General features: G+C 65.9%; 14 protein-coding genes. 6 read left to right on the top strand and 8 right to left on the bottom strand.

Annotated features, from left to right (window positions below):
- The first annotated feature begins 3 nt into the window (after nt 1–3).
- Nucleotides 4–681 (top strand): DUF2058 domain-containing protein, encoded by a 678-nt coding sequence (locus ACZK29_RS14220; RefSeq protein ID WP_111113356.1) that lies wholly within the window; start codon nt 4–6, stop codon nt 679–681.
- Nucleotides 682–729: 48 nt separating this feature from the next.
- Here ACZK29_RS14220 and ACZK29_RS14215 read toward each other — a convergent pair whose 3' ends face one another.
- From ACZK29_RS14215 to ACZK29_RS14200, 4 genes are all read right to left on the bottom strand, one after another.
- Nucleotides 730–1,917, bottom strand: a complete 1,188-nt coding sequence (locus ACZK29_RS14215; RefSeq protein ID WP_478446178.1) for an MFS transporter — start codon at nt 1,915–1,917, stop codon at nt 730–732.
- 78 nt (nt 1,918–1,995) lie between these two features.
- The gene (gene metH, locus ACZK29_RS14210; protein ID WP_478446177.1) at nt 1,996–4,680 is read right to left on the bottom strand and encodes a methionine synthase; all 2,685 of its coding nucleotides are present in this window, start codon (nt 4,678–4,680) and stop codon (nt 1,996–1,998) included.
- A 57-nt stretch (nt 4,681–4,737) separates the two neighbouring features.
- A complete protein-coding gene (locus ACZK29_RS14205; protein WP_395137083.1) occupies nt 4,738–5,829 on the bottom strand; it encodes a homocysteine S-methyltransferase family protein in 1,092 nt (363 codons plus the stop codon).
- Nucleotides 5,830–5,842: 13 nt separating this feature from the next.
- Nucleotides 5,843–6,772 (bottom strand): ArsR/SmtB family transcription factor, encoded by a 930-nt coding sequence (locus tag ACZK29_RS14200; protein ID WP_010480432.1) that lies wholly within the window; start codon nt 6,770–6,772, stop codon nt 5,843–5,845.
- A gap of 154 nt (nt 6,773–6,926) precedes the next feature.
- On the opposite strand from ACZK29_RS14200, the gene ACZK29_RS14195 reads away from it, so the two are divergent.
- Both ACZK29_RS14195 and ACZK29_RS14190 read left to right on the top strand, forming a co-directional pair.
- The gene (locus tag ACZK29_RS14195; RefSeq protein ID WP_111204557.1) at nt 6,927–8,075 is read left to right on the top strand and encodes an acyl-CoA dehydrogenase family protein; all 1,149 of its coding nucleotides are present in this window, start codon (nt 6,927–6,929) and stop codon (nt 8,073–8,075) included.
- Nucleotides 8,076–8,309: 234 nt separating this feature from the next.
- Nucleotides 8,310–8,597: a hypothetical protein gene (locus ACZK29_RS14190; protein ID WP_111204556.1), complete on the top strand. Its 288-nt coding sequence runs from the start codon at nt 8,310–8,312 to the stop codon at nt 8,595–8,597.
- A gap of 188 nt (nt 8,598–8,785) precedes the next feature.
- Here ACZK29_RS14190 and ACZK29_RS14185 read toward each other — a convergent pair whose 3' ends face one another.
- From ACZK29_RS14185 to ACZK29_RS14175, 3 genes are read right to left on the bottom strand one after another with little or no spacing between them, the layout of a single operon-like run.
- Entirely contained in the window at nt 8,786–11,959 is a 3,174-nt protein-coding gene (locus ACZK29_RS14185) for a multidrug efflux RND transporter permease subunit (protein ID WP_111204555.1), read from the bottom strand.
- Nucleotides 11,960–11,974: 15 nt separating this feature from the next.
- Nucleotides 11,975–13,243 (bottom strand): efflux RND transporter periplasmic adaptor subunit, encoded by a 1,269-nt coding sequence (locus tag ACZK29_RS14180; RefSeq protein ID WP_111204554.1) that lies wholly within the window; start codon nt 13,241–13,243, stop codon nt 11,975–11,977.
- A complete protein-coding gene (locus ACZK29_RS14175) occupies nt 13,243–13,899 on the bottom strand; it encodes a TetR/AcrR family transcriptional regulator (RefSeq protein WP_111204553.1) in 657 nt (218 codons plus the stop codon). Before ACZK29_RS14175 ends, ACZK29_RS14180 begins: the two co-directional genes overlap by 1 nt.
- Before the next feature lie 250 nt (nt 13,900–14,149).
- On the opposite strand from ACZK29_RS14175, the gene ACZK29_RS14170 reads away from it, so the two are divergent.
- The 3 genes from ACZK29_RS14170 to ACZK29_RS14160 all read left to right on the top strand — a co-directional run bounded on the left by ACZK29_RS14170 (nt 14,150) and on the right by ACZK29_RS14160 (nt 21,187).
- A complete protein-coding gene (locus ACZK29_RS14170; protein WP_459047058.1) occupies nt 14,150–19,126 on the top strand; it encodes an NAD-glutamate dehydrogenase in 4,977 nt (1,658 codons plus the stop codon).
- Nucleotides 19,127–19,421: 295 nt separating this feature from the next.
- Nucleotides 19,422–20,195, top strand: coding sequence for an NAD kinase (locus tag ACZK29_RS14165; protein ID WP_106550255.1), 774 nt, complete (start codon nt 19,422–19,424; stop codon nt 20,193–20,195).
- A 47-nt stretch (nt 20,196–20,242) separates the two neighbouring features.
- Complete coding sequence (locus tag ACZK29_RS14160) at nt 20,243–21,187, top strand: 5'-nucleotidase (protein WP_005410242.1); 945 nt, start codon at nt 20,243–20,245, stop codon at nt 21,185–21,187.
- Between the two features lie 116 nt (nt 21,188–21,303).
- Here the strand turns inward: ACZK29_RS14160 and ACZK29_RS14155 are convergent, their stop codons facing one another.
- Entirely contained in the window at nt 21,304–21,855 is a 552-nt protein-coding gene (locus ACZK29_RS14155) for a DUF2939 domain-containing protein (protein ID WP_111204551.1), read from the bottom strand.
- Between the last annotated feature and the right edge of the window lie 51 nt (nt 21,856–21,906).

The raw sequence follows: 21,906 nt of genomic DNA, 5'->3' as shown, positions 1-21,906 counted from the left end.
CCTATGAGCGATACCCTCCGCGACCAGCTGATGGGCCTGGGCTTCAAGCCGGCGCCCAAGCCCGAGCGCAAGAATGATGGCCCCCGCCGTGATGGCCGCCCGCAGGGCAAGGGTGGCAATGGCAATGGAAAGCCGCAGGGCGCAGGCCGGGGCGAGCACAAGCCTGGCGAGCGCCGTGGGCCGGGCGGTCCGGGCAAGCCCGGTGGCCCGGCGCGTGGCCAGGGCCCGCATGGCCCGCGCAAGCCGCGCAGCGCCGAAGAGATGGACCTGGCCAAGGCCTATGCCATCCGTGCGCAGCGCGAGAAGGAAGAGCGCATCGAGACCGAGCGCCTGAAGCAGGAAGAGGCACGCGTGCGCCGCGAGGCGAAGGCCAAGCTGGAAGAACTGCTGAAGGACAAGAGCCTCAATGCCGAGGCGGCAGACATTGCCCGCCACTTCCCGTATGGCGGCAAGATCAAGCGCATCTACGTGACCGCCGAACAGCTGACCGCGCTCAATGCCGGTGAACTGGGCGTGGTCCAGCTCAATGGCCGTTACCTGCTGGTGACCGCCGAAGTGCTGGCACAGTCCGAAGCGGTGTTTGCCGCATCGGTGGCACTGAAGGTCGACCCGAACGCACCGGCCGAGGAGGATCCCTACGCGGATCCGCAGTACCAGGTACCGGACGACCTGGTCTGGTAACTGCACCTGCTGCACGATGAAAACGCCGGGCATTGCCCGGCGTTTTCGTTACCGGGCGCGCGCAGCACTGCGGCGTGCACGGATCAACGGCAGGCTCAGCGCGAAGAAGCACAGCAGGGCGCCGACCAGAGCGAACCCGCTACCGGCGAGGAAGGCCGTGCGTCCCTCGTCGATCTTCCACAATTGGCCGGCGATGAGCGCGCCCAGCACGCCGCCGACACCGGACGAGAAACCGTACAGCAGGCCCTGGCCATGGCCGTTGAGGCGACCCGGGAAGTAGGTCGCCAGCATCTGCATCGCCGCCGCGAAGAACGCGGCAAAGCCCAGCGCGTGCGCGGTCTGCGCAAGCAGCATCACCGGCAGGTTTTCCGGGAACAGCGCGGTCACCGCCCAGCGCAGGCAGGAGCTGACCAGGGCGATCAGCAGCATCCAGCTGGCGTCATAGCGGCGGAAGAAACGGCCGATGGTGAAGAACACGCCCACTTCGAACACCACGCCGATGGTCCAGAGCAGGCCGAGCGTGGACGTGCGATAGCCGTGGTGGTCCATGTAGACCGAGAAGAAGGTGTAGTACGGGCCGAACGAGAGCTGCTCCATGAAAGCGGCGAGGAAGAACGCCAGCACCGGCGGACGCCGCACGACCTGCCAGAAGCCGCTGGCATCGCCGCCGGTCCTGCCGATGTCGCGTGCGTAGTGGTTGCTGAAGGCCGAGGCAACCAGCAGGACGAACAGCGGCAGCATCATCCACGGCAGCAGCCCCGCGCGGCTGGCAGTGCCGTCACCTTCGATCAGCCAGCCGAACAGGGTGACGATGGCGATGAAGCCGAGCGAACCCCAGACCCGGATCAGGCCGTAGCGATGGCTGTCGCTGCCGAGATGGGTGAGGGTGATCGACTCGAACTGCGGCATGACCGCGTTGTAGAAGAAGCAGAACACGATCATCGCTGGATACATCCACGGCTGCGGCAGGGGCAGCAGGAATGCGGCGAAGCTGATCAGGGTCAGCACGCAGCCGATGCGCAACAGGCGGATCGGCCGCGGTGAGGTGGCCGCCAGCGAGGTCCAGGCACTGGGTGCGAACACGCGGGTGGCATACCACAGTCCCATCATCACGCTGATGGCGGTCACGCTCATCCCGCGTGCAGTGAGGAACAGGCTCCAGTACGGAGTGAACGCACCGAGTGCCGCGTAGTAGAAAAGATAGAAGCTGGAGAGGCGGGCAGCAGGAACGGTCATCGCGAGAACAACGCAGGGTAGCGCCGGGCCACGCCCGGCGGAGAGGGGTGACGCCGGGCATGGCCCAGCGCTGCCGTGTCATTCGGGATCGTAGTCGAGGTTGGAAGCCAGCCAGCGCTCGGCCTGGGCGCGGTCCACGCCCTTGCGCCGGGCGTAGTCGCTGACCTGCTCGCGGCTGAGGCGGCCGACCACGAAGTACTGGCTTTGCGGATGGCTGAAGTAGTAGCCCGACACTGCGGCGGTCGGCAGCATCGCGAAGCTCTCGGTCAGTTCCATGCTGGCGTTGGTTTCGGCCTGCAGCAGGTCGAACAACCGGCGTTTCTCGCTGTGCTCGGGGCATGCTGGATAGCCGGGGGCCGGGCGGATGCCACGGTACTGCTCATCGATCAGGGCCTCGTTGTCCAGTGTCTCGGCGTGGTCGTAGCCCCAGAATCCGGTGCGCACGCGCTGGTGCAGGCGCTCGGCCAGCGCTTCGGCGAAGCGATCGGCCAGGGCCTTCAGCAGGATCGCGTTGTAGTCGTCATGCTCGGCTTCGAAACGCGCGACATGCGCGTCGATGCCGATGCCGGCGGTGACCGCGAACGCGCCGATCCAATCCTGTTTTCCGCTGTCGGCTGGCGCAATGAAATCGGCCAGGCAGAAATCCGGGCGCTCGGCCGGCTTGTCCACCTGCTGGCGCAGGAAGTGCAGCGTGGTTTCGCCCTGCGGGTGCTGCACGCGCACGTCGTCGCCGATGCTGTTGGCCGGCCACAGGCCGAACACCGCCTTGGCGGTCAGCCACTTCTCACCGACGATGCGGTCGAGCATCGCGCGGGCATCCTTGTACAGATCGCTGGCCTGGGTGCCGACGATTTCGTCGGTGAGGATGGCCGGGAACTTGCCCGCCAGCTCCCAGGCCTGGAAGAACGGCGTCCAGTCGATGTACTCGACCAGTTCGTCCAGCGGGTAATCGTCGAATACATGCAGGCCCGGCTGGTTCGGTGCCGGTGGCGTGTAGCTGTCCCAGCCGCCCTGGAATTTCTGCCCGCGCGCATGTTCCAGCGTCACAAGGCGCTTGGCGTCGCCACGGTTGCGATGGCGGGCGCGGATTTCGGCATAGTCGGCTTCGTTGGCCGCGACGAAGGCCTCGCGCAGGTCGCGCGAGATCAGCGACTGGGCCACGCCGACCGCGCGCGAGGCATCCTTCACCCACACCGTGGGCGCCTTGTAATGCGGGTCGATCTTCAGCGCGGTATGCGCGCGCGAGGTGGTCGCGCCCCCGATCAGCAGCGGCAGGTCGAAGCCCTGGCGCTCCATCTCGCGGGCGACGTGGCTCATCTCCTCCAGCGACGGGGTGATCAGTCCGGACAGACCGATCAGGTCGGCGTTGTGTTCGCGCGCGGCATCGAGGATCTTCTGTGCCGGCACCATCACGCCAAGGTCGACTACTTCAAAGTTGTTGCAGGCCAGGACCACGCCGACGATGTTCTTGCCGATGTCATGCACATCGCCCTTCACCGTGGCCATGATGATCTTGCCGTTGCTCTTGGCGGTGTCGCCGCTGCGCGCTTTCTCCGCCTCGATGTACGGCAGCAGGTAGGCCACGGCCTTCTTCATCACGCGCGCGGATTTCACCACCTGCGGCAGGAACATCTTGCCGGCGCCGAACAGGTCGCCGACGATGTTCATGCCATCCATCAGCGGGCCTTCGATCACGTCCAGCGGGCGGCTGGAGGCTTGCCGGGCCAGTTCGGTGTCTTCTTCGACGTAGGCATCCAGGCCGTGCACCAGTGCATGCGCCAGGCGCTGCGCCACCGGCTTCTCGCGCCAGGCCAGGTCTTCGGTCTTGGCCGCGCCCTTCTTGCCCTTGTAGCGCTCGGCGATCTCCAGCAGGCGCTCGGTGGCGTCGCGGCGGCGGTTGAGGATCACATCCTCCACGCGCTCGCGCAGCTCCGGCTCCAGCTCGTCGTAGATCGGCATGGCGCCGGCGTTGACGATGCCCATGTCCATGCCGGCGGCGATCGCGTGGTACAGGAACACCGAATGGATGGCCTGGCGCACGGTCTCGTTGCCACGGAACGAGAAGGATACGTTGGAGACGCCACCAGATACGTGGCAGTGCGGCAGCGTCTGCTTGATGATGCGGGTGGCTTCGATGAAGTCCACCGCATAGTTGTCGTGCTCTTCGATGCCGGTGGCGACCGCGAAGATGTTCGGATCGAAGATGATGTCCTGCGGCGGGAAGCCGATCTCGTCGACCAGGATGCGGTAGGCGCGGGTGCAGATTTCGACCTTGCGCGCGCAGGTATCGGCCTGGCCGCTTTCATCGAAGGCCATCACCACCGCAGCGGCGCCATAGCGCAGCACCTTGCGTGCATGCTCGCGGAACAGCGCCTCGCCTTCCTTCAGCGAGATCGAGTTGACCACGCTCTTGCCCTGAAGGCATTTCAGGCCGGCCTCGATCACGCTCCACTTCGAGGAGTCGACCATCACCGGGATGCGCGCGATGTCCGGCTCGGACATGATCAGGTTGAGGTAGCGGGTCATCGCCGCTTCCGAATCGATCAGGCCCTCGTCCATGTTGACGTCGAGGATCTGCGCGCCGCTGGCCACCTGCTGGCGGGCCACGTCCACCGCCTCCTCGTAGCGGCCTTCCTTGATCAGCTTGCGGAACTGCGCGCTGCCGGTGACGTTGGTGCGTTCGCCGACGTTGATGAACAGCAGGTCCGGGGTGATGACCAGGGGTTCCAGGCCGGACAGGCGGGTAGGGCGGACAGGCGTCATGGCAGGCGTCGGCTCAACAGCAGTAGGGCGGGAAGTGCGGGACGGTGGCGGCAACGTTCATGCGGCCTGCTCCCGGGTGCCGGGCAGCGCGCGCGGCGACAGCCCGGCCACGGCATTGGCAATCGCACGGATATGGTCGGGGGTGGAGCCGCAGCAGCCGCCAACCAGGTTCAACAGGCCATCTGCGGCGAAGCCCCGCAGGGTGCTGGCCATGTCCTCCGGCGTTTCGTCGTACTCGCCGAAGGCATTGGGCAGGCCGGCATTGGGGTGTGCGCTGACGTAACAGTCGGCGACCTGTGCAAGGGTTTCCACGTGCGGGCGCATCGCATCGGCGCCCAGCGCGCAGTTCAGTCCGATCGACAGCGGCCGTGCATGCGCTAGCGAGGCATGGAAGGCTTCCGCAGTCTGCCCGGACAGGGTGCGTCCGGACGCGTCGGTGATGGTGCCGGAGATCATCACCGGCAAGCGCGCGCCGCGCGCATCGAACGCTTCCTCCAGCGCATACAGCGCCGCCTTGGCGTTGAGCGTGTCGAAGATGGTCTCGACCATGATGGTGTCGGCGCCGCCATCGATCAGGCCTTCGATGGCTTCGCGGTAGGTGTCGCGCAGCTCGTCGAAGCTGGTGTTGCGGAAGCCCGGGTCGTTGACATCGGGGCTGATCGAGGCGGTGCGGCTGGTCGGCCCGATCACCCCGATCACGAAGCGCGGCTTGCCCGGCGTGGTCGCAGCCACTGCATCACAGCAGGTTCGCGCGACAGCAGCACCGGCCTTGTTCAACTCGTACACCAGGTGCTCGAGGTGGTAGTCGGCCTGGCTGACCGAAGTGGCGTTGAAGGTGTTGGTCTCGACCAGATCCGCGCCCGCTTCCAGGTAGGCGGTGTGGATGTCGGCGACGATCTGCGGCCGGGTCAGCAGCAGCAGATCGTTGTTGCCCTTCAGGTCATGGCCTTCCGGCGCTGCATGGTCACAGCCAGGGCTGTGCGCGTGGTCGTAGCCACCGGCGAAGCGCTCGCCGCGGTAGTCGTCTTCCTGCAGGCCGTGGCGCTGGATCATCGTACCCATCGCACCGTCGATGATCAGGATCCGCTCGCGCAGGGCGTCGAGCAGGGCGTTGGCACGATCAGGATGCAACCAGGGCAGGGCGGGCATGGCGGTTTCCGGCTCAGGGCTTGTTGGCGATCAGCGAAATCACTTCGAAGTGTGGCGGGCGCTTTTCGCGGGTGACCGTCTCCAGGCTCGAGACCTGCAGGCCGGCCTTGTCGACGAACCTGCGCAGTTCCTTGTCGCTGAAGCCGAGGTTGACGTGGCCATAGGCCTCTACCGCCGCCTTGTGCTCATGACGGGCCAGGCTGCACAGCAGCAGGCGGCCGCCCGGGCGCAGCACGCGCGCGGCTTCGGTCACGGCCTGCGCCGGTTTGCTGGCATAGGTCAGCGCGTGCATCAGCACCACCAGGTCGAAGCTGCCGTCCTTGAACGGAAGGGCATGCATGTCACCTTCGCGGACTTCGACGTTGGGCAGGCGACGCAGCCGCTCGCTGGCCGCCGCGACCACGCGCGCGCTGGTGTCGATGCAGATGTAGCGCTTGGCATGCGGGGCCACCAGTTCGGCCAGCACGCCGTCGCCGGAGGCGATGTCCAGCACGTCGCCGGTTTCCAGCAGCGGCAGCGCGGTACGCGCCAGCGCCTCCCAGGTCCGTCCGGGAGAGTAGTGGCGTTCCATGTCGCCGGCCACGCTGTCGGCCCAGTTCTGGTCGGAGGCACGGTGGGCCAGCACCGCGGCCACGCGCTCGGCATCCTGACGCAGCAGGGGATCGTCGCTTCCGTTGCTCAAGGCATGCCACAATGCACGTTGCGCCGGGTCCAGCTGGGCTTCGTCGAAGCGGTAGTAGGCCGACACGCCGGCGCGGCGGTCGCGGACCAGGCCGGCTTCCTTCAGGCGTGCCAGGTGGGTGGACACGCGCGGCTGCGCCAGCCGGGTGATCGCCGACAGTTCGGCCACGGTAAGTTCCTCCTGCTCCAGCAGCGCCAGCAGGCGCACACGGGTGGCATCGGCGAACACCTTCAGGCGGGTCGACCAGTCTTCCAGATCCATAAATATCTACCTATCGCGATATAGAGATATATTCGCCCAGAAGGCCTGTCGCGGTCAAGTCGCCAGCGTACGGAAACAGCCGGCCCCCGGTACAATCGGAGGCACCTGGGCGCGCCGTATGCGGCCCATAACTTCATGTACCCGGGAGGGTGTTGTGGATTTCAGCTTTACCGAAGAGCAGTTGATGCTGCAGGACGTGGCGCGGCGCATCGCGCAGGACAAGATCGCCCCCAGTGCGGAGCACCATGACCGTACCGGCGAGTTCCCGCTGGACAACATCCGCCTGCTGGGCGAGAACGGCCTGATGGGTATCGAAGTGCCCACCGAATACGGTGGTGCGGGCATGGATCCGGTTGCGTACGTGCTGGCGATGGTGGAGGTCGCCGCCGCCGACGCAGCCCATTCGACCATCATGTCGGTCAACAATTCGCTGTTCTGCAACGGCATCCTCACCCACGGTACCGAGGCGCAGAAGCAGACCTACGTGCGTGCGATCGCCGAGGGCGAGGCCATCGGTGCGTTCGCGCTGACCGAGCCGCAGTCGGGTTCGGACGCTACCGCCATGCGCTGCCGCGCGGTGAAGCAGGCCGATGGCACCTTCGTGATCAACGGCAAGAAGAGTTGGATCACCTCCGGCCCGGTGGCCAAGTACATCGTGCTGTTCGCGATGAGCGAGCCGGACAAGGGCGCGCGCGGCATCACCGCCTTCCTGATCGACACCGACAAGGCCGGCTTCGGTCGCGGCAAGACCGAGCCAAAGCTGGGCATCCGCGCCTCGGCCACCTGCGAGATCGAGTTCAACGACTACGTGGCACAGCCTGAGGATGTGCTGGGCCAGGAAGGCGAGGGCTTCAAGATCGCCATGAGCGTGCTTGATGCTGGCCGTATCGGCATCGCCTCGCAGGCCATCGGCATCGCCCGTGCCGCCTATGAAGCGACCCTGGAGTACGTGAAGGAGCGCAAGGCGTTCGGTGCGGCCATCGGTACCTTCCAGATGACCCAGGCCAAGATTGCCGACATGAAGTGCAAGCTGGATGCAGCGCTGCTGCTGACCCTGCGCGCGGCGTGGGTGAAGGGCCAGGGCAAGCGCTTCAGCACCGAAGCGGCGGTGGCCAAGCTGACCGCTTCTGAAGCCGCGATGTGGATCACGCACCAGGCGGTGCAGATCCATGGCGGCATGGGCTATTCAAAGGAAATGCCGCTGGAGCGCTACTTCCGTGATGCCAAGATCACCGAGATCTATGAAGGCACTTCGGAAATCCAGCGCCTGGTGATCGCCCGCAACGAGACCGGGCTGCGCTGAGTGGCAAGGGTCGCGCCGCTGCAACGGCGGCGCGGCCAGTAGATTCACGCCATGCGTGGATGCGCTGTTCTCTGGCCGTCTGTAGAGCCGAGCCCATGCTCGGCTCCGAAACAAGCAGCCGAGCATGGGCTCGGCTCTACAGAGCGGCAACCCGCGCACCGCCATCAATTTCATTCTCCGGGGTCCTTCCAAAGCCCCGCTACAATGCAGGCCGTTTTTTCAAGGGTCTGCACGATGATCTATCGCGGTTGGGGCTTCATGACGCTGGTGACGCCGATCGCAGCAATTCTGCTGCTGGCGTACTTTTTTCCGCATGATGGCCCCAAAGGCAACATTCCGTTGCAGCAGGTTCTCTTGGGTGGAGGTGTTGGCGCGGTAGTGAACGTGCTGCTGGGCCTGTGGCTCAATCGAGTTCCGCGAGAGAAGAGCGAAGCCGCGCCCCATCATTTCTTCTTCGTGCCGATGCAGTGGGCCGCACTGGCTCTGGTGGCAGTGTGCATAGTGGTTGCGCTGCTGCGCTGAGACGTTGCCCTGGAGAGCGCCAACCGAGGTTGGCGGCTACCGGGCATGCAGTTGCTCTGGTGGATGCCAACCTTCGGGCATGTCCTTGCTCTGGTAGATGCCAACCTTGGTTGGCATGGATTCAAAAGCGGCAAGAAAAAAGGCCCCGGATCGCTCCGGGGCCTTTCTCGTTTCAGCTCACCACCAGATCAACGATCCGGACGGTGTGCGGCATCCGCGTCACGCTGGCGTTCCATGAACTCCTTGGACGGCTCATCCAGCTTGTCGCCCAGCATGCGGCGCACGACCACGAAGAACACCGGGATCATCAGCAGGCCGAGCAGGGTGGCGAACAGCATGCCGCCGATCACGCCGGTACCGATGGCGTGGCGGGAGTTGGCGCCGGCGCCGGTGGAGATCGCCATCGGGATCACGCCCATGATGAACGCGAACGAGGTCATCAGGATCGGGCGGAAACGCAGGCGGGCCGCCTCGATGGTGGCATCGCGCAGGTTCTTGCCGGCTGCACGCTGCTCCACCGCGAACTCCACGATCAGGATCGCGTTCTTCGCCGCCAGGCCGATCACGGTGATCAGGCCGATCTTGAAGAACAGATCGTTGGGCAGGCCGCGCAGCATCGACAGGCCGAGTGCACCCAGCACGCCCAGCGGCACCACCAGCAGCACCGCGACCGGGATCGACCAGCTTTCATACAGCGCGGCCAGGCACAGGAACACCACCACGATCGACAGCACCAGCAGCAGCGTCGCCGCGTTGCCAGCCAGGATTTCCTGGTAGGACATGCCCGACCAGTCGTAGCCGAAGCCGGCCGGCAGATCGTCGTTGACGATGCTCTCCATGGTCTGCATCGCCTCACCCGAGCTGGTGCCCGGGGCCTGCGAACCGACGATGTTGATCGCCGAGTAGCCGTTGTAGCGGCTCAGCGACGGCGGCGCGGATACCCATTCGGACTTGACCACCGTGTTGAGCGGGATCATCGCGTTGGTGCCGTCGGCATTGGTGGTCAGGCTGGACGGGCTGTAGAAGCTCTTCAGCGACTCCTGGCCGGTGCGGTACGGACCATCGGCCTGCATGGTCACACGCTTGATGCGGCCTTCGTAGAAGAAGTCGTTGACGTACACCGGGGCCAGCATCAGCTGGATGGTGCTGTACACGTCCGACACCGACATGCCCATCGACTGCGCCTGCACGCGGTCTACATGCAGCTGCAGCTGCGGCGCGTTTTCCAGGCCGTTCGGGCGCACGCCGACCAGGTGGTCCGGTTTCTGCGCGGCCTGGCCAAGCAGGATGTTGCGGGCCTGGGTCAGCTGCTCGTAACCGGCACCGCTACGGTCCTGCAGCCACATGTCGAAACCACCGAACTGGCCAAGGCCCTGCACGGTGGGCAGGTTGACCACGAAGATCTGCGCTTCCTTGATGCCGTAGAACGCGCCGTTCATGTTCTGGATGAACTCCGGCGCGGTGAACTTGCGTTCCTCCCACGGCTTCAGGCGGATGAAGCCCATGCCCACGTTCTCGCCGGAACCGACGAAGCTGAAACCGGCGACCTGCAGCATGCCTTCATAGCCATCCTGCTTTTCAAGGATGCCACGCATCTGCGCGAAGACTTCGTTGGTCTGGCCCTTGGTCGAGCCCGGCGGCAGCTGCACGATCGCCAGCGCATAGCCCTGGTCTTCTTCCGGCAGGAAGCTGCCCGGCATGCGGGTGAACAGGAAGCCGCACAGTGCGGTCAGCACCACGAACAGGATCATCCAGCGCGGCGCATGGCGCACCGCCGAGGTGATGTGGCCCACATAGGTGTGGCTGATCTTGTCGTAGTACTTGTTGAAGGTGCGGTAGACAATGTTCGGGTTGTCGTTGTGCGTCGGTTTCAGGAAGGTCGCGCACAGCGCCGGGGTGAAGCCCAGCGCCAGGAACGCCGAGAATGCCATCGAAATAGCGATGGTCAGCGCGAACTGCTTGTAGATCTCACCGGCCGCGCCGCCCTGCAGGGCGGACGGAATGAACACCGCGGCCAGCACGACGGTGATCGCCACCACCGCGCCGGTGATCTGGGTCATCGCCTTCTGCGTGGCCGGCTTCGGCGCCAGGCCCTCCTCGGTCATGATGCGTTCGACGTTCTCGATCACCACGATCGCGTCATCGACCACGATGCCGATTGCCAGCACCATCGCGAACAGGGTCAGCTGGTTGATCGTGAAGCCGATCATCCACATGCCCAGGAAGGTACCGAGCAGGGCCACCGGGATGACCAGGGTCGGGATGAGGGTGGCGCGGAAATTCTGCAGGAAGATCAGCATCACCAGGAACACGAGGAACACCGCCTCGAACAGCGTCTTGACCACTTCCTGGATCGAGATCTTGACGAAGGTGGTGCTGTCGTACGGCGAGAACCAGGTGACGCCGGCCGGGAAGCTCGGCTGCAGTTCGTCCATCTTGGCGCGCACCGCATCGGCCACGTTCAGGGCGTTGGCGCCCGGCAGCAGCTGGATGGCGAAGGCACCGGTCGGCTTGCCGTTGTACTGGGTATCGAAGCCGTAGTTGTTGGCACCGAAGGCAACGCGGGCGATGTCTTTCAGCAGCACGCGCGAGCCATCAGCGTTTGCGCGCAGGATGATGTTCTCGAACTCCTGCGGCGAGCTGAAGCGGCCCTCGGCCGAGACCGTGGCGGTGAAGTGCTGGCCTTCCGGCGACGGGTCCGAGCCCAGCGCACCGGCAGCGAACTGCACGTTCTGCGCACGCACCGCCGCCAGCACCTGGCTGGCCGACAGGCCGTAGCCCTGCATCTTTTCCGGGTTGAGCCAGATGTTCATGGCGTACTCGGAACCGAACTGCTGGGTGCTGCCTACGCCGGGGATACGCGAGACCTGGTCGAGCACGCGCGAACCGACGATGTCGTTCAGGGCGTCACGGTTGATGGCCGGCGTATCGGACTGCAGCGCGATCACCATCAGGAAGCCGGCGTTGGCCTTGGCCACCACCACGCCCTGCTGGGTCACTTCCGATGGCAGTCGGGGCGTGGCCAGCGAGACCTTGTTCTGCACCTGCACCTGGGCGATGTCCGGATCGGTACCGGTCTCGAAGGTCAGGGTGATCTGCGCACGGCCGTTGGAGGCGGACGAGGAACTGAAATACAGCAGGTGATCGATACCGGTCAGCTGCTGCTCGATCACCTGGGTGACCGATTTCTCGGTGGTGTCCGCACTGGCGCCCGGGTAGGTGGCCGAGACGGTCACCTGTGGCGGGGCGATGTTGGGATAGGACTCCACGCCCAGGTTGAGGATCGCGATCACGCCGCTGAGCGAGATCAGGATCGCAACCACCCAGGCGAAGACTGGATGTTCGATGAAAAATTTAGGCATGACGGAAGGTTCCCGTTACTGCTTGTTCGAATCGGTGGCGGCCGGCTTGGCCGCATCGGCCTGCTCGGGCTTGGCCGCGTCGGCCGGTGCCTTGCCAGCAGCCGGTGCAGTGCTCGCCGGAGCGGCGCCGCCTGCGGCCGGCTTGCCGTTGGCGTCCTGGCCCGGGGTCCAAGGCTTGGCCACCGCCGGTGCGCCTTCCTTGACCTTCTGCACGCCGGCCACAATCACCTTGTCACCGGCGGCCAGGCCGTCGCTGACCAGCCAGTTGCCGTTCTGCGCGCCATCGGTCTTCACGTTCTTGCGCGCGACCTTGCCGTCGGCGCCGACCACCATCACGTAGCCGCCGGTGGTGTCGCGCAGCAGGGCCTGCTGCGGTACCAGGAAGGCGTTGTTGCGTTCGCCCAGGTTGGCCTGGAAGCTGACGAAGGCGCCCGGCAGCAGGATCTGCTGCGGGTTCGGCAGCAACGCACGCAGCGACACCGCACCGGTGGCCGGGTCGACCGTGGTCGAGGAGAAGTCCAGGGTGCCCGGCTCGCTGTAGGTGCTGCCATCGGCCAGCTTGACGTTGACCGTGGCCTTGCCATCGCCGGACAGCGCCAGCGCGCCCTTGGCCTGCTGCGCGCGCAGCTGGGTCAGCTCGTCCACGCTCAGCGAGAAGTTCACGTACAGCGGGTCAAGCTGGTCGACGGTGGTCAGCAGGGTCACATCGCCCTGGCCGACCAGCGCGCCTTCGGTGACCTGCTGCTTGTTGGCCACGCCGCTGATCGGTGCGGTTACTTCGGTGTAGCCCAGGCTGATGCGCGAGGAAGTCACCGCTGCTTCGGCCTGCTTGACCGCCGCCAGCGCGGTACGTTCTGCCGATTCAGCGTTGTCCAGGTCGGACTTGGAGACGAACTGCTGCGGCGCCAGCGAACGTGCACGATCGGCGGCTACCTTGGCGTTGGCGTAGGTCGCGCGGGCCGAGGCCAGCTGTGCCTCGGAGGCGTTGAGCGAGGCGCGCAGCGGCGCCGGGTCGATCAGGAACAGGGTCTGGCCCTGCTTGACCTGCGAGCCTTCCTGGTAGACGCGCTTGAGCAGCACGCCCGGCACGCGCGCACGCACGTCGGCGCTGCGGAACGGCGACAGGCGACCGACCAGCTCGCGCTGCAGCGGCAGGGTCTGCGGCTTGGCGTCGATCACGCCCACCTCCGGCGGCGGGGGCGTCTGCTGTTCCGGCTTCTTGCAGGCAGCCAGCGCGACAGCAACGGCGCACGTCAAGGCAAGGGTGCGGAGTGGGGCGGTCATCAGGAGGAACTCCGGGGTTGGTTTGAAGACGGGGCCGGCGACGGCTGAGGCGCGAAGGCGCGCAGGAAGCTGTCGACGGAGAACTCTGCCCAGCGCCGACGCAGCCGCGCGTCATCACGATGGGGGGTATGGAAACGCTGTTTGTCGAAATCCTGACCGGCGATCATGCTCAGCAGCAGTTCGGCCATGAAGTGCGGGTCGTCATGCCGGAGCTGGCCACGCATGCAAACGGTTTCAATCCATTCAGCAAGATGAAGCGTCAGCGCGCCGGCCCCATGCCGGTACAGCGTACGCGCCTCTTCGGGAAACTGGGCCGCGTCGGCGGCGATCAGCCGGCAGGCCTGGCCCACGTGCGGTTGGTTGAAGTGCTCCAGGAAGTCGGTGGCGAACTGGAGCAGGCTGGCACGCAGGTCGTCAGTGCGGAGTGCACGAACCATGGCGCCGGTAGCGTGGCCGACGTGGCGCTGCATCACCCGGCGCAGCAGTCCCTGCTTGCTGCCGTAGCGCGAGTACAGGGTCTGCTTGGAGCAGCCGGCGTGCTGGGCCACCGCCTCCATGCTCATCTGCATGCCCTGCTGGGCCAGCAGTTCGCGTACGGCGTCGAACACACGCTCATCGCGTGCATCGAGGGCAACGGGGAGGTAGGCCGGGTTCACGCGGTGGACTATACCGTCCAGTTCAGGATTGTGGAATCGCATCGGCGTCGCCGCGTGTGTCTTCCGGTAACACGTTTTGCCGATCCTGTCGGCAGTGCTGAAACAGGCGCCAGCACCATACCGGTGCGAACTGAATAGGCGTTTAAACCGCAGCAAACCCGAATCTGCTTATTCCGTCCTGCAGCAAGGCCTTTTCGCGCGGTAGGGCTACAATTTCATTTTCCCAACTGAGCAAGCGCATCGCTCTGCCATGAAACCGCAAAAAACCGCAGCCAAGACCGTGAAGAACAAGACGAAACCAGCAGAGTCGGAGGTCGCAGTGACCGCTGGTTTCTCCCTGGAGCCGGTGTACACGGCCTTGCGCAAGCGCTACCCCGCGGCCGCACAGGCCGAAGCAGTGGCCTTTGCCACTGACTTCTACAAGCGCATGGAGTCGGACGAGTTCCCGCACCACAGCGCTGAAGAGTGGGCCGCTCTCGCGGCTGAGACGCTGGAATTCGCGCGTGCCCGCAAGGCCGGCAAGGCCAACGTCCGCGTGTTCAATCCGAGCGCGAAGGCCAACGGTTGGGAATCGCCGCACACCGTGCTGCAGATCGTCAACGATGACATGCCGTTCCTCGTCGATACGGTCACCATGTCGCTGGCCGAGCAGGGTGTGGGCGTCCACGTGCTGGGCCACCCGGTGCTGCGCTTCACCCGCGACAAGGCCGGCAAGCTGGTCAAGGTCGGCGAGGGTGATGCCGAGTCGGTGATGCTGCTGGAGATCGACCGCCAGCCGGCCGAAGCCATGGCCGCCATCGAACAGGCCATCAACAAGGCGCTGGACGAAGTGCGCGCGATCGTGCGCGACTGGCAGCCGATGAAGGACAAGGCACTGGCGCTGGCCGACGACCTGGGCAAGCGCCAGCTGCCGGTCGACGACGCATCGCGCAAGGAAGCACAGGAGTTCCTGCGCTGGGCCGCCGACAACCACTTCACTTTCTTCGGCTACCGCGAGTACCGCGTCGAGAAGCAGGGCAAGGAAGACGTACTGGCGCCGCTGAACGACACCGGCCTGGGCCTGATGCGCGGCAAGGACAAGTCCGCCGCCCGTCCGGTCAAGACCCTGGCCGCGCAGGGCCTGAACGCCACGTCCGGCCTGAAGGACGCGCTGATCCTGACCAAGACCAATGCCCGTTCGCGCGTGCACCGCGCCGGCTACATGGACTACATCGGCGTGCTGGAATTCGACGCCAAGGGCAAGATCATCGGCGAGCAGCGCTTCCTTGGCCTGTTCACCTCCAGCGCCTACAACCGTCGCCCGTGGGAGATCCCGCTGGTGCGCCAGCGCCACGAGCACGTGATGAAGCAGTCGGGCCTGGCTCCGGCCAGCCACAGCGGCAAGGCCCTTCGCCACATCCTGGAAACCCTGCCGCGCGAAGAACTGTTCCAGTCCAGCGAGGACGAACTGTTCCGCACCGCGATGGGCGTGCTGGGTCTGCAGGAACGCGTGCGCAGCCGCCTGTTCCTGCGCCGCGACAAGTACAGCCGTTTCATTTCCGCGCTGGTCTACCTGCCGCGCGAGCGCTTCAACACCGACGTGCGCCTGCGCATCGAGGCGATGCTGAAGGACGCGCTGCACGGTGAGTACGTGGACAGCTCGGTGGTGCTGGGCGAATCGCCGCTGGCCCAGGTGCACCTGATCGTGCGCCCGAAGCCGGGTGAAATGCTCGACGTCGATACCGCCGAACTGGAGCAGAAGCTGGCTCAGGTGCTGCGCAACTGGCAGGACGACCTGCGCGAAGCGCTGGTGTCCCGCCACGGCGAGACCGAAGGCCTGCGCATTGCTGCCCGCATCGGCAAGGCCCTGCCGGCTGGTTACATCGAAGACAACAGCACCGCCGTTGCCGCCAACGATGTCAGCCAGCTCGACGCGCTGACCGGCCCGGACGACCTGCGCCTGAGCCTGCAGGCCGTGCCGCGCGAAAGCGGTGATGGCCTGCGCCTGAAGTTGTACCGCCAGCTGGACGATATTCCGCTCTCGGATGCGCTGCCGATGATGGAAAACATGGGCCTGCGCGTGATCGCCGAGCGTCCGTACCGCCTGTCGGTCGACAACGCGCCGGTGTATGTGCAGGACTTCGAGGTCGAATCGACCGCCGGTGCGATCGATGCCGCCAGCGTCGATGAAGCCTTCGGCGAGACCTTCGCCCGCGTCTGGCACGGCGATGCCGAGAACGACGGCTTCAACCGCCTGGTACTGGCTGCCGGCCTGCACTGGCGCCAGGTCGCCATGCTGCGTGGCTACTGCAAGTACCTGCTGCAGACCGGCGTACCGTTCTCGCAGGCCTACGTGGAAGGCACCTTCGCGCGCTACCCGCTGCTGGCCCGACTGCTGGTCGAGCTGTTCGAAGCGCGCTTCGATCCGGCTACCGGCCACGAGAGCAAGGACGACATCACCGCCGGCCAGGCCCAGCTGAAGGCCCACTTCGATGTGCTGGCTGCCGGCGACGACGCCACCCTGAAGGTGCTCAAGACCGTGGTCGACGCCCGCAAGGGTGACCGCGACGCGCAGATGCAGGCCGCGCGCGATGCGCTGCTGAAGCTGATGGACCGCGTGTCCAGCCTGGACGAGGACCGCATCCTGCGCTCGTTCATGGGCGTGATCGACGCGACCCTGCGTACCAGCTACTACCAGACCGATGCCAACGGCCAGCACGGCCATGTCATCAGCTTCAAGTTTGATTCGGCGCTGGTGCCGGACCTGCCGAAGCCGCGCCCGTACCGCGAGATCTTCGTCTACGGCCCGCGCGTGGAAGGTACCCACCTGCGCTTCGGTGCCGTGGCCCGTGGCGGCCTGCGCTGGTCGGATCGTCGTGAAGACTTCCGTACCGAAGTGCTGGGCCTGGTCAAGGCACAGATGGTCAAGAACACCGTGATCGTGCCGGTCGGCGCGAAGGGCGGCTTCTTCGCCAAGACCCCGCCGGTGAACGGCGACCGCGATGCGATCTTCGCCAACGGCGTGGCCTGCTACAAGCTGTTCATCCAGGGCCTGCTGGACATCACCGACAACATCGTCAACAACAAGATCGTGCCGCCGGTGGATGTCGTGCGCCACGACATGGACGATCCGTACCTGGTGGTGGCGGCCGACAAGGGCACCGCGACCTTCTCCGACATCGCCAACGGCCTGGCCATCGCGCACGGCTTCTGGATGGGCGATGCGTTCGCCTCCGGTGGTTCGGTCGGTTACGACCACAAGGGCATGGGCATCACCGCGCGCGGTGCGTGGGAATCGGTCAAGCGCCACTTCCGTGCGCTGGGCCGTGACAGCCAGACCCAGGACTTCACTGCGGTCGGCGTCGGCGACATGTCCGGCGACGTGTTCGGAAACGGCATGCTGCTGTCGCGCCACATCCGCCTGGTCGCAGCCTTCGACCACCGCCACATCTTCCTGGACCCGAACCCGGATGCGGCCACCACGTTCGTTGAACGTGAGCGCCTGTTCACCGTGCCGCGTTCGAGCTGGGCGGACTACGATGCCAAGCTGATCAGCAAGGGCGGCGGCGTGTACCCGCGCAGCCTGAAGTCGATCGAGATCACCCCGCAGGTGCGTGAAGCGCTGGGCCTGGACGACAACGTCAAGGCGCTGTCGCCGAACGATCTGATGAGCGCGATCCTGAAGGCACCGGTCGACCTGCTGTGGAACGGCGGCATCGGTACCTACGTGAAGGCCGCCAGCGAGCAGCACAGCGATGTCGGCGACCGCGCCAACAACGCCCTGCGCGTGAACGGTGGCGAGCTGCGCTGCAAGGTGGTGGGCGAGGGCGGCAACCTGGGCATGACCCAGCTGGGCCGCATCGAAGCCGCCCAGGCCGGCGTGCTGCTCAACACCGACTTCATCGACAACTCGGCCGGTGTGGACACCTCCGACCACGAAGTCAACATCAAGATCCTGCTCAACGATGTGGTGCGGGCCAAGAAGCTGACCGTCGAGCAGCGCAACAAGCTGCTGGCCTCGATGACCGATGAAGTCGCCGAGCTGGTGCTCAACGACAACTACCGCCAGAACCAGGCGCTTAGCCTGATGGAGCGGATGGCGGTCAAGCGCCTGGGTTCCAAGCAGCACTTCATCCGCACCCTGGAACAGCAGGGTCTGCTCGATCGCCAGATCGAGTTCCTGCCGTCCGACGCCGAGCTGTCGCAGCGCAAGGCACGCGGCCAGGGCCTGACCCGTCCGGAACTGTCGGTGTTGCTGTCCTACTCCAAGCTGGTGGCGTTTGCCCAGCTGCTGGATTCGGACATCCCGGAAGATCCGTACCTGTCCAAGGAACTGCAGCGCTACTTCCCGACCCCGCTGCAGAAGAAGTACGCCGACGCGATGGAGCGTCACCGCCTGAAGCGCGAAATCATCGCCACGGCCGTGACCAACCAGACCATCAACCGCATGGGCGCCACCTTCCTGATGCGCATGCAGGAAGACACCGGCCGTTCCATCGCCGAGGTCGCCAAGGCCTACACCATCAGCCGCGAAACGCTGGATGCACGCGCGCTGTGGGCGCAGATCGATGCGCTCGACGGCAAGGTGCCGGAGTCGGTGCAGATCGATGCACTGGAAGTTATCTGGAAGCTGCAGCGTTCGTTCGTGCGCTGGCTGCTGTCGCGTCCGGGTGCGATGCCGGGCATCACCGAAGCGGTCAACCGCTACCAGGGTCCGTTCAACGACATCCGCGTCGCCTCGGGTGTGCTGCCGGATTCGCAGCGTCCGACCTATGAAGCCCTGGTGGCCGAGTGGAAGGAAAAGGGCCTGCCGTCCGCGCTGGCGCAGCAGCTGGCCGAACTGCACTTCCTGGAGCCGGCGTTCGACATCATCGAACTGGCTCGCACCCGCAAGCTGAAGCCGGTGGACGTGTCCAAGGTCCACTTCCGCCTGGGCGATGCCCTGCAGCTGCCGTGGCTGTTCGAGCAGGTCGACGCGCTGGAGGTCAACGGTCGTTGGCATGCCGTGGCACGTGGCGTGCTGCGTGACGAACTGGCGGCCAACCACCGCAACCTGGCCGGCCAGGTGCTGGGCACCAAGGGCAGCAGCGCGGAGGCCAAGGTCGCAGCCTGGATGGGTCGTGACGACAACAGCCTGCGCTTCACCCTGGCGATGCTGGCCGAACTGGCCGAGCAGAAGACCCTGGACTACCCGACCGTCTCGGTCGCGGTGCAGCGCCTGGGCCAGCTGGCGGCACACGGCGCGTAAGTGATGTAGTGCCGGGCCACGCCTGGCATGCGTGAACCGGAACGGCCCCGCGAAAGCGGGGCCGTTCTGTTTTTGCTTTCTTTTTCTGCGATCACTGACCCGACGCCGGCCGGCAACCTGTCAGGTGGATGACCGGCCCGTCCGCCGGGACCGTGAGCGCCATGGATGGCGCGACCGAGCCCCCATGGATGGGTTTACGGCGTGTCCCGGCGGACGGGCCGGTCATCCGCCCAACGGGGTCCAACCCCCGGCGCTCGGTTATGCTCTCCCTCATGCCTTCCCCCCGGATCCACCGATGAGCGACACCCCCCGCATCGCTTTCCTGGCCAGCAGCACCGAGCCCGCGCAGATGGCCCGGGCGGCCATGGTCTCGCGCTATGGCGACTTCGTGCCCGAGCAGGCCGACGTGCTGTGCCCGCTGGGCGGTGATGGCTTCATGCTGCAGACCCTGCACCGGCATGGGCACCTGGGCAAGCCGGTGTTCGGCATGAAGCTGGGCACGGTCGGTTTCCTGATGAACCAGTACCGTGGCGACGAAGACGTGCATGCCCGCATCGCCCGCGCCGAGCCGGCCCATCTGCGCCCGCTGGAAATGGTGGCGCTGACCGAGTCCGGCACCAGTACCGGTTCGCTGGCCTACAACGATGTTTCGTTGCTGCGCCAGACCCGGCAGGCCGCGCATATCGGCATCGACCTGAACGGCCAGGAGCGCGTGGCCGAACTGATCGGTGACGGCGTGCTGGTGGCCACCCCGGCCGGCAGCACCGCCTACAACTATTCCGCGCATGGCCCGGTGCTGCCGCTGGGCTCGCACACCATCGCGCTGACGCCGTTGGCCCCGTACCGGCCGCGGCGCTGGCGCGGCGCGATCCTGAAGGCCGATACCGAGGTGCGCTTCCGGGTTCTCGATCCGTACAAGCGCCCGGTCAGCGTGACCGCCGATTCGCACGAGACCCGCGATGTGGTCGAGGTGACCATCCGCGAGTCGAAGGACCGCCGCGTGACCCTGCTGTTCGACCCGGAGCACAACCTGGAAGACCGGATCCTGAGCGAACAGTTCGTTTTTTGAGGACAATGGGCGGCCGGCCGTGCCGACCGCTTGAAGGACCCCCACCGATGGGCGACAACTCCCCCCGTTTGCTGACTGTCGCGGTGACCTCGCGCGCCCTGTTCGACCTCGAGGAAAGCCACGCGCTGTTCGAGAGCGATGGCGTGGCGGCGTACGCCGAATTCCAGCGCCAGCACGAGGACGACATCCTCGGCCCTGGCGTGGCCTTCCCGGTGGTACGCAAGCTGCTGGCGCTGAACCAGGGCGCCAGCCCGGAGAACCCGCGGGTCGAGGTCATCCTGCTGTCGCGCAACTCGGCCGATACCGGCCTGCGCATCTTCAATTCGATCCAGCACTACGGCCTGGGCATCATCCGCGCCACGTTCACTGCCGGTGAACCGACCTGGCCGTACGTGAAGCCGTTCGGCACCGACCTGTTCCTGTCGGCCAACCCGGAATCGGTGCGCAGCGCGCTGCGCCATGGCATTGCCGCGGCCACCATCCTGCCCAAGCCGCCTGGCGAGACTGCAGCCGCCGCGGCCGACCAGATCGATACCGGCCGCCCGGCCGGGCAGCTGCGCATCGCCTTCGACGGTGACGCGGTGATCTTCGGTGACGAGAGCGAGCGCATCTCGCGCGAGCAGGGCGTGGAGGCGTTTGGCCGGCACGAGCGCGAACGCGCCCGCGAGCCGCTCAGTGGCGGGCCGTTCCGCGGCTTCCTGTCGGCCCTGCATACACTGCAGGAAGTATTCCCGGCCGGCGAAAGCGCGCCGATCCGCACCGCATTGGTGACCGCGCGCTCGGCGCCGGCGCACGAGCGGGTGATCCGCACCCTGCGCGAATGGGGCGTGCGCCTGGACGAAGCGCTGTTCCTTGGTGGGCGCCACAAGGGCCCCTTCCTGCAGGCCTTCGGAGCCGACATCTTCTTTGACGATTCGCAGCACAACATCGACAGTGCGCGCGAACACGTGGCCGCCGGCCACGTGCCGCATGGCGTCGCCAACGAGGGTTGATCCAACGGGGAAATCCGGCGGGGTAGAGTCGACTGTTAGTCGACTGGCGCGCCAGCGCGTAATTTTTTGGGGGGGGCTGAAGAGCAGTCGACTAACAGTCGACTCTACCGACACGCTCACGGGGTGGCCGACATCCCCAACTGCAGATCGACCACCTTCCAGCGCAGGCCCTGCGGTTCCAGCACCACCTTCAATGGCGGCTGGCCGGGGCCGCGATCGACGTCGATCACGAAGCGGTCCAGCGCTTCAAAGTGATGCTCGGCGTTCTTCAAAGGGCGCGCCGGTTCGGTCGCGCCGAAGGCATCGCCGCCCTGCAGTTCATTGCGGCCGCGCTTCCACAGCACGTGGCCCTGCAGCATTGCGCCGATGCCGGTCGGGGTCACCATGGTCTCCACCGCTGCACCGCCGATCTGGTCGCCGAGGCCGTACAGCAGGGCGCCGAACGGGCTGGCCGCTACATCCGGGCCGGCCTGGCGTACCAGATAGTCGTTGAGCTGGGCGCGCAGGCTGCTGCGCACGCGAGGGAAATCGACATAGCGTTCCAGTCGCGCCGTGTCGCGTTCTTCGATGGCCTTGGACAGGCCGTGCACGGCCATGTACGGGCCGCCGAACCACCACGCAGCCAAGGCCAGGACCAGCAGCACAGCCAGTGCAGTGAGCTTCTTCATGCTGTCCAGACTGCCGCAAGTGAGGCAGCCAGTGGTGAACGGCAGGTGATG

Source organism: Stenotrophomonas sp. 89682_Sma, assembly GCF_056481405.1.
This window is presented reverse-complemented; position numbering and strand designations above follow the sequence as displayed.

What these genes read in the sequence shown, in the direction of transcription:
- ACZK29_RS14215 (WP_478446178.1), bottom strand. Translation starts at nt 1,917, where the DNA reads ATGACCGTTCCTGCTGCCCGCCTCTCCAGCTTCTATCTTTTCTACTAC.
- ACZK29_RS14190 (WP_111204556.1), top strand. Translation starts at nt 8,310, where the DNA reads ATGATCTATCGCGGTTGGGGCTTCATGACGCTGGTGACGCCGATCGCA.
- ACZK29_RS14165 (WP_106550255.1), top strand. Translation starts at nt 19,422, where the DNA reads ATGAGCGACACCCCCCGCATCGCTTTCCTGGCCAGCAGCACCGAGCCC.
- ACZK29_RS14185 (WP_111204555.1), bottom strand. Translation starts at nt 11,959, where the DNA reads ATGCCTAAATTTTTCATCGAACATCCAGTCTTCGCCTGGGTGGTTGCG.
- ACZK29_RS14160 (WP_005410242.1), top strand. Translation starts at nt 20,243, where the DNA reads ATGGGCGACAACTCCCCCCGTTTGCTGACTGTCGCGGTGACCTCGCGC.
- ACZK29_RS14155 (WP_111204551.1), bottom strand. Translation starts at nt 21,855, where the DNA reads ATGAAGAAGCTCACTGCACTGGCTGTGCTGCTGGTCCTGGCCTTGGCT.
- ACZK29_RS14205 (WP_395137083.1), bottom strand. Translation starts at nt 5,829, where the DNA reads ATGCCCGCCCTGCCCTGGTTGCATCCTGATCGTGCCAACGCCCTGCTC.
- ACZK29_RS14180 (WP_111204554.1), bottom strand. Translation starts at nt 13,243, where the DNA reads ATGACCGCCCCACTCCGCACCCTTGCCTTGACGTGCGCCGTTGCTGTC.
- ACZK29_RS14200 (WP_010480432.1), bottom strand. Translation starts at nt 6,772, where the DNA reads ATGGATCTGGAAGACTGGTCGACCCGCCTGAAGGTGTTCGCCGATGCC.
- metH (WP_478446177.1), bottom strand. Translation starts at nt 4,680, where the DNA reads ATGACGCCTGTCCGCCCTACCCGCCTGTCCGGCCTGGAACCCCTGGTC.
- ACZK29_RS14170 (WP_459047058.1), top strand. Translation starts at nt 14,150, where the DNA reads ATGAAACCGCAAAAAACCGCAGCCAAGACCGTGAAGAACAAGACGAAA.
- ACZK29_RS14220 (WP_111113356.1), top strand. Translation starts at nt 4, where the DNA reads ATGAGCGATACCCTCCGCGACCAGCTGATGGGCCTGGGCTTCAAGCCG.